This window comes from Streptomyces sp. NTH33, from assembly GCF_003236365.1.
In the GTDB taxonomy this organism is placed as follows: domain Bacteria; phylum Actinomycetota; class Actinomycetes; order Streptomycetales; family Streptomycetaceae; genus Streptomyces.
Map to the genome: position 1 here is coordinate 1 of NZ_POTZ01000358.1, position 7,213 is coordinate 7,213.

At 70.4% G+C, this 7,213-nt stretch carries 6 protein-coding genes; 2 read left to right on the plus strand and 4 right to left on the minus strand.

Translation table 11 applies throughout. The features are described 5' to 3' along the window. Positions 1-383 precede the first annotated feature (383 nt). Both C1I97_RS42530 and C1I97_RS39370 read left to right on the plus strand, forming a co-directional pair. Entirely contained in the window at positions 384-1,163 is a 780-nt protein-coding gene (locus C1I97_RS42530; RefSeq protein WP_309147830.1) for a D-Ala-D-Ala carboxypeptidase family metallohydrolase, read from the plus strand. A 158-nt stretch (positions 1,164-1,321) separates the two neighbouring features. Then, positions 1,322-1,555: a hypothetical protein gene (locus tag C1I97_RS39370; protein ID WP_146608305.1), complete on the plus strand. Its 234-nt coding sequence runs from the start codon at positions 1,322-1,324 to the stop codon at positions 1,553-1,555. Between the two features lie 209 nt (positions 1,556-1,764). On the opposite strand, the gene C1I97_RS27125 is transcribed toward C1I97_RS39370, so the two are convergent. From C1I97_RS27125 to C1I97_RS27140, 4 genes are all read right to left on the minus strand, one after another. Next, entirely contained in the window at positions 1,765-3,759 is a 1,995-nt protein-coding gene (locus C1I97_RS27125) for a helix-turn-helix domain-containing protein (RefSeq protein ID WP_111005779.1), read from the minus strand. A gap of 62 nt (positions 3,760-3,821) precedes the next feature. Continuing rightward, entirely contained in the window at positions 3,822-4,859 is a 1,038-nt protein-coding gene (locus C1I97_RS27130) for a branched-chain amino acid ABC transporter permease (RefSeq protein ID WP_111005780.1), read from the minus strand. Continuing rightward, on the minus strand, positions 4,856-5,722 hold the full coding sequence (locus C1I97_RS27135; RefSeq protein WP_111005781.1) for a branched-chain amino acid ABC transporter permease: 867 nt from the start codon (positions 5,720-5,722) through the stop codon (positions 4,856-4,858). Before C1I97_RS27135 ends, C1I97_RS27130 begins: the two co-directional genes overlap by 4 nt. A gap of 126 nt (positions 5,723-5,848) precedes the next feature. Beyond that, positions 5,849-7,096, minus strand: coding sequence for an ABC transporter substrate-binding protein (locus C1I97_RS27140; protein WP_111005782.1), 1,248 nt, complete (start codon positions 7,094-7,096; stop codon positions 5,849-5,851). Positions 7,097-7,213 lie beyond the last annotated feature (117 nt).

The window sequence follows — 7,213 nt, forward strand, 5'->3', positions numbered from 1 at the left end:
CGGCTGCACCGTGCTGTCCGCCCGCGCAGATCGCCTCCACCGCGCCCTGAGCGGCGGTCACTTCGCTCTCGCGCTCGTACAGGGGTTTTCCCAGCCGATCGCGTCCGTCCACGACGGTGGCCCTCCCGGTGTGCTGCGGTTCCGACACTCCGTCACCCCTGATCTGCAGGTATGGCGGGAAGCCTAGCGAAGCGCGGACTTGGACGTCAGAGATGCCGGGGAATTGGTTGCGAGCGACCACAAAAGCATTCCCACCGCTCTCATCCGTCAGATCGTTGCGGACATGTCAATCAACCCCTTACGGTTTTACGCGCGTCAACTCACCTCATGATGAGGAGAGTTGGTTCGCGCTGTCGTCCTCCCGACAGAACCAGGAGACTTCCGTGAACCCGTCTCGACACCCCCATCGAAGCATCGACCGCCGCACTCTGCTCCGCAGCGCGGCAGGCATGACGGCCGCGCTCGGCTTGGCGGCGGCCGGCAACGTCGCCTTGGCGGGCACCGCCTCGGCCTACGGCTGGACCCGCACCCTCCAGCAGGGCGCTTCCGGCTCGGACGTGGTGGAACTGCAGATCCGCGTCGGCGGCTGGGCCGCCTCCAGTGCCCAGCAGACGTACGTCGCCTGGGACGGCGACTTCGGCCCGGCCACGGCCGCCGCCGTCAAACGCTTCCAGTCCGCCTACGGCCTGAGCGCGGACGGTGTCGTCGGCCCGCAGACCCAGAGCGTGCTCAACGGCCTGGAGAGCGGCGACGGATCGACCGCCCACTTCGACTGGAGCGAGTTCCACTCCAAGGACGGCTCCGGATTCAACGGCGGCAAGGTCGGATCCGCGCAGGTCAAGGAGAACGTGCGCCGGCTGATGTACAAGCTGGAGGCGGTGCGCAAGAAGGCCGGCAACAGCGCGATCACGATCAACTCCGGCTTCCGCAGCACCGCGCACAACGCTTCGGTGGGCGGCGCGTCCAACAGCATGCACGTCTACGGCGTGGCCGCGGACATCGTGGTCTCCGGCCACAGCACCCTGCAGACCTACAGGATCGCCGAGACCTGCGGTTTCTCCGGCCTCGAGGCGTACACCCACTCGTGGCAGCACGTCGACAGCCGCGTCCAGTACCCCTCGTACGGCTCCGGTTCGTGGTGGTGGGAGAGCGGCGTGGTGTGATCCGCCCGGCCGCTGCCGAATCGGGCCCGTCCTGCTTCGAAGACGCGGCGGAACTCTCCTGTCCGGCGGGTACGTTGATGATCGAGATGCGGTCCGGGGAGAACGGCACCAAGAATCGAATGTAGGAGGCAACGCCGACTACAGAAAGGCTGCCGATCATGCGAAGCAGGATCACACGCACTCTGGCCACCACCCTCGCCGCGGGCATGCTCGCCGGCGGAGCGGCAGTGGCCTCTGCGGGCACCGCTCTCGCGGCACCGGCGAACGCCACAGTGGCCGCAAGCCCTCACGCAGCCAAGCCGTCTCCCACGATGACGCCGCACCACAAGAAGTGCCCGAAGGGCGAGCACTACACCAAGGTCAACGGCAAGTGGGGCTGCCACAAGAAGTAGCAGCCGTGCGGGCGCCGGGAAGGGACCGATCGGCCCTGTCACCTTCGCCGAACGCGAACTCCCCGGCGCCTGCCGGTCCTCGTCGTCACTCGCGCGTCCTGAGCCGGGATCAGGCCGGCGCACTGTCGCCTCGCGGGTGGCCTCGTCCCCGTCCGCGTGGCCGGACCGGTGCTGCTGCCGGGGCCGCTGTCCGGAGCGACGGCCCGGGCCTACTCGGTGCTGAGCACGGAGTGCACCTTCAGCGCGAGGTGTACCTGCAGGGCCTGGTCGCTGTGGCGCCACTGCGGGCCGAGCAGCGCCGTGATCCGGTCGACGCGCTGGTACAGCGTGTTGACGTGCACGTACAGGGCGGCCGCGGTGCGGTTGAGGTTGCCGTCGCAGGCGAAGTACGTCAGCAGGGTGCGCACCAGGTCGCTGCGGCGCCGGGCGTCGTACTCGAGCACCGCGCCGATGGTGCGGTCGACGAAGCGGCGCAGCTCGTCGCGGCCGGTCTTGTGGAACAGCAGCCCGTAGACACCGAGTTCCGTCGGTGAGGCGCCCTCGCCGTCGCGGCCGAGGGCGAGCAGCACGTCGAGGCAGCGGGCGGCGTCCCGGTGCGCCTCCACGATCGGGTCCACTCCCGTCGCCGAGGCCGCCGCCGCTCCGACCGTGACCGGGGCGTCCAACGACTTCGCCAGGTGCTCGGCCAGGTCCCGCGCGGTCTCCGCGGGATCCGCGGCGCGCGCGGCGGCTCCGGCACCGTCGCCGTCGCCGGGGAGCAGGACCACGACATTGCCCCGGTACTCCCCGGCCAGTCCCCCGGCCCGGACGGCGAACGGCGCCGCCGCGTCCGCGATCCGGCGCCGGTGACGGCCGTCGCGGCAGCGGGCGGTGAGCACGGTGCACGGCTTGTCCAGGTCGAGGCCCATCAGCGCGGCACGCCGCCGCAGCCCTTCGGGGTCGCGGTGCGGGGAGCCGAGCAGGTCCTCGAGGATCTCTCCGCGCAGCCGGTGCTCGGCCTCGGCGACGGTGCGCTCGCTGAGCAGCATCAGCGCGGTGACCTGTGCGGCGCGCTCCAGCGAGCGGACGTGGGAGGCGCCCACGCGGTCGCGGAGCAGGACCAGCACCCCGAGCGCCTCGCCGCCCGCCGCGATCGGTGTGGCGCAGACCGTGGCACCGCCGCTGTCCGACGGTACCCGGCGGGTGCGGCGCGAGTCCGTACTGAGGACGAACGCCTCGCGGACCGCGCCCTCCGGGGGCCAGGACCGCGGCAGGGCGCCCTCGACGCGGGTCCGCTCCACGACCGGGTCCTCGCCCGCGGCGGCCATGGCCCGCCCGCGCGGATCCAGGACGAGGATGCTGCCGCCCAGGAACTCCGCGAGCGTGCCCGCGATGTCGGACATGCCGCCGCCGTCCAGCACGATGGTGGTCAGCCGCTCGTGCAGGGCGGCGGCGCGTTCGATGGACTCGCTGTGCGCCTGGATGACGGCGTTGGCCTCGGTGAGCTCGTCGACCGCGCGGCGTACGTCCTCGAAGAGGGTGGCGTTCTCGATGGCGATGGCCGCCTGGTTGGCCAGCGAGATCAGCAGGGCCACCTCCTGGCTGGAGAACCCGCGGTGGTCCCGGTTCGCGGCGAACAGCACACCGATGACCTTGTTGCCGAGGGTGAGCGGCACCCCCTGAATGGTCGTCAGCCCCTCGCCGCCGACCATGTCGTCGACGGTGTGCTCGAAGCGCCGGTCGTTGAGGTAGTCGGCGGTGTTGTAGGGGACGCCGGTCTTGGCGACCAGCCCGCCGAGACCGGCGCCCAGCGCCAAGCGCCCCCTTTTGAAGGCGTCGGTGCGGATCCCGTCCGTGACCCGCATGTAGGTGTCGCCGCGGACGGGGTCGTTGAGCATCAGATAGGCGGCGTCGGTGTCCAGCAGGGCGCGGGCCCGCCGGACGATCGCCTGCAGCACCGCCTCCAGGTCCCGCAGCGAGGACAGGTCGCCCGCCGTCTCGTACAGCGCGGCGAGCTCCGCCTCGCGGCGGCGGCGCTCGTCGAGTCTGGCGCGGACCCGCAGCGCGTCGTCGACCAGCGGACGAAGCAGCTCGGCGGTGTCGGCGGGGACACCGCCGAGGACCGCCTCGTACTCGTGGACGACCGCGTTCTCGCGCAGCAGCAGCCGCAGCAGTCTGCCGACGGATTCGACTCCGAGGACGATCCCGGGCGGGGCCGCGGCCATGGGACCTCCCCTACGACGGAACGGCTGAGCCGGAGCGGCCGGCATCGGACACGGCGGACGCCTTATGGCGCGACGGGCTGCGACGGAGTCTCGCGGTCGGGTTCGGGGCGGCGTTTCTCACCGGTGTCCTCGGACGATACCCCGAAGCGGCGGCGCAGGAGATGAGTGACGGTGCCCCACAGACCCCGGCGGAAGAGCATGACCACGACGATGAAGATCCCGCCCGTGACCAGGCCGACCTCGTCGAAACCGGCCGTGGCGAGCCAGTCCTCCAGCCGGACGATCACCCCGGCGCCGATCAGGCTGCCCCACAGGGTGCCGATGCCGCCGAGGACGGTCATCACGACGACCTTGCCCGAGGTGGTCCAGTACACCTCCTGCAGCGAGGCGAAGCCGTGGTTGACCGCGTAGAGCCCGCCGGCGAGCCCGGACAGGAAGGCGGAGATGGTGAAGATCACCACCTTGTACAGGTCGACGGAGTAGCCGAGGGCGCGGGCCCGGGCCGGGTTGTCCCGGACGGCGGCGATGACCCGGCCGAACGGGGAGTGCACGATCCGCCAGGCCGCGAGCAGGCCGAGCAGCACCACCGGCAGCGCCGCGTAGTAGAAGACGAAGGAGTCGGACAGGTCCACTCCGGGCAGCGCCCGGGGTATGCCCTGCAGACCGTTCTCCCCGCCGGTGAGGCCGCTCCACTGGTTGGCGATGAAGTACACCATCTGGGCGAAGGCCAGGGTGACCATGGCGAAGTAGATACCGCTGCGCCGCACCCCGAGGAAGCCGATCGGCACGGCGAGGACCGCGGCGGCCACCGCGCCGCAGAGCACGGCGGCGTAGAACGGCAGTCCGGAGTGGATGGCGATCAGGCCGGTGGCGTACGCCGAGGTCCCCCAGAACGCGGCATGGCCGAAGGACAGCAGTCCGGCGTGTCCGAGCAGCAGGTCGAACGCCACGGCGAACAGGGCCCAGCACAGGATGTCGGTGGCCACCGGCGGGTACAGCGTCCAGGGCAGCCCGAAGGCGAGCAGCAGCCCGGCGGCGAGCAGGCCCCACCGGACCCACGCGGGGTGCCCCTCCAGCCGGGTGACGATGAAGCGGATCACGCGTGCTCCTCCTTGCCGAACAGGCCGGCCGGGCGGACCAGCAGGACCACGGCCATGAGCAGGTAGACGGAGGTCTGGGACAGGACGGGGACGTAGAGGTTGCCGAGCGCCTGCAGCATCCCGATGAGGAACCCGGCGGCGACGGCCCCGGGGATCGAGCCGAGGCCGCCGATGACGACGACCGCGAAGACGATGATGATCAGGTCGGCTCCCATGGAGGAGTTGACCGCCCGCATGGGCGCGGCCAGCACCCCGGCGAGCGCGGCCAGGCCGGCCCCGAAGCCGAAGACGGGGGTGACCCAGCGACCGGTGTCGATCCCGAACGCCCGGGTCGTCTCGGGCCGTTCGGTCGCGGCGCGCACCACCGTCCCGATCCGGGTGCGGGTGAGCAGCAGCCACACCGCGAGACACACGACGGCCGCCGCGCACAGGACGAACACCTGGTAGGCGGGGAAGGTGAACAGGCCGAGGTCGAGCGAGCCGGAGAAGGGCGTGCCCGCGTACGGCTGGGAGTGCGAGCCGTACTTCATCCGCATCAGGTCCTGGCAGACCAGGGCGATCCCGAAGGTCAGCAGGAAGTTGTAGAGCGGGTCCAGGGCCGCCAGACGGTGGACGAGCAGCCGCTCGACGAGCATGCCGGCGACGGCCAGCACGAGGGGCACGATCAGCAGCGCCCACCAGAAGCCGAGGCCGAGGCTGTCGGAGAGCACGACGGCGCCGAACGCGCCGAGCATGTAGAGGGCGCCGTGCGCGAAGTTCACCACGCGCAGCATGCCGAAGATGACGGCCAGGCCGAGCGCGAGCAGGGCGTAGAACCCGCCGCTGACCAGGCCGTTGAACGCCTGTTGCAGGAACGTTGTCATGAGTGGTCTTTCCCGTGGTCAGCGGACGGAGGGAAGGGACGCGGCCCGCGGCCGGGTGGCTGCGGGTGCGGGGACGGGCCCCGGCGGGCGGCGTGTCCGCCGGGGAGCGGCAGCGGGTTTCGCGGGTCAGCCCATCGTGCAGTCGGGGGACGGCGCGGCGAACGCCTTGTCGGCGGGGATCGTCTTCACCAGCTTGGTGAAATCGCCCTCCTCCGTGCTCTCGGAGGGGTCCCTGACCTCCGCGAGGTAGGCGTCGTGCACGAGCCGGTGGTCCTCCTTGCGCACCTCGCCGTTGCGGGCGAAGACGTCGTCGAACTTCATCCCGTCAAGGGTCTTGGTGACGTCCTCCGCCTTGTCGGTGCCGGCCTTCTGCACCGCCTCCAGGTACTGGGTCGCGGCCGAGTAGTTCGCGGCGTGGTCGAAGGTGGGCGTCACCCCGGTCCGCTCCTTGAACCGCGCCGCCCACTGCTTCGCCTTGTCGTCCATGTTCCAGAACCAGGCGGTGGTGTACCTCGTCCCGGCGAGGTTCTTCTGGCCGATCGACTTGATGTCGGTGTCGAACATCAGGCCGACGGCCAGCGCGATGTCCTTGTCCTTGAGCTTGAACTGCTGGTACTGCTTGACCACGTTGACCAGGTCGCCGCCGGCCTGCATCACGCCCACGACATCCGGTTTCGGCTTGTGGGCGGAGGCCTTCAGCAGGAAGGTCGAGAAGTTGTCGTTCGGGAAGGGGGTCGCGTCCTTGCCGACCACCTTGCCGCCGGCGCCCTCGATCGCGGTGCTGAACTTCGCCTGCATGTCCTGGCCGAAGGCGTAGTCCGGGTAGATCAGGTACCAGTTCTCGTCGCCGTGCTGCGTCACCTCGGTGCCGGTGCCGTTGGCGAGCATGTAGGCGTCGTAGGCCCATCCGTAGGTGTACTTGTTGCAGCTCTTGCCGTTCAGCTCGGTCGTCGCCGCACCGATGTTGAAGTACAGCCGCTTGGACTGCCCGGCGATGGTGGCGACCGCGAGGGCGGCGGAGGACGTCGGCACGTCGAAGATCGCGTCGGTCTTCTTGCGGTCGTACATCTCGCGCGCCTTGGTGTTGGCGATCTCCGGCTTGTTCTGGTGGTCGGCGGAGATGACCGAGATGTTCTTGGTGACGGCCTTGTCGCCGTACTTCTTCTTGAAGTCGTCGACGGCCATCTCGACCGCCTTGACGGTGTTCGGCCCGGCGAGGTCGGCGTAGACACCGGACAGGTCGGTCAGTACGCCGAGGGTGATGCCGTCATCGCTGATCTTGCCGCCGCCCGAGCCCGGGCCGCCTCCCCCGCAGCCGGCGAGCAGCGCGACGGCCGCGAGTGCCGCCGAGGGCACCGACCAGGAACGTCTCATGGGTTTCCTCCTGCAAGGGTGTGCCGACAGTGAAAGACAGTGAAAGGGGGACGAACGGGGGGTCCGGCCGCGAGGCGGCCGGACCGGCGGATCGGTGGATGGGCGGACCGGTGGGTG

Bases quoted from the DNA above. Each gene is read 5' to 3' on its own strand.
- C1I97_RS39370 (WP_146608305.1), top strand. From the start codon at position 1,322: ATGCGAAGCAGGATCACACGCACTCTGGCCACCACCCTCGCCGCGGGC.
- C1I97_RS27125 (WP_111005779.1), bottom strand. From the start codon at position 3,759: ATGGCCGCGGCCCCGCCCGGGATCGTCCTCGGAGTCGAATCCGTCGGC.
- C1I97_RS27135 (WP_111005781.1), bottom strand. From the start codon at position 5,722: ATGACAACGTTCCTGCAACAGGCGTTCAACGGCCTGGTCAGCGGCGGG.
- C1I97_RS27140 (WP_111005782.1), bottom strand. From the start codon at position 7,096: ATGAGACGTTCCTGGTCGGTGCCCTCGGCGGCACTCGCGGCCGTCGCG.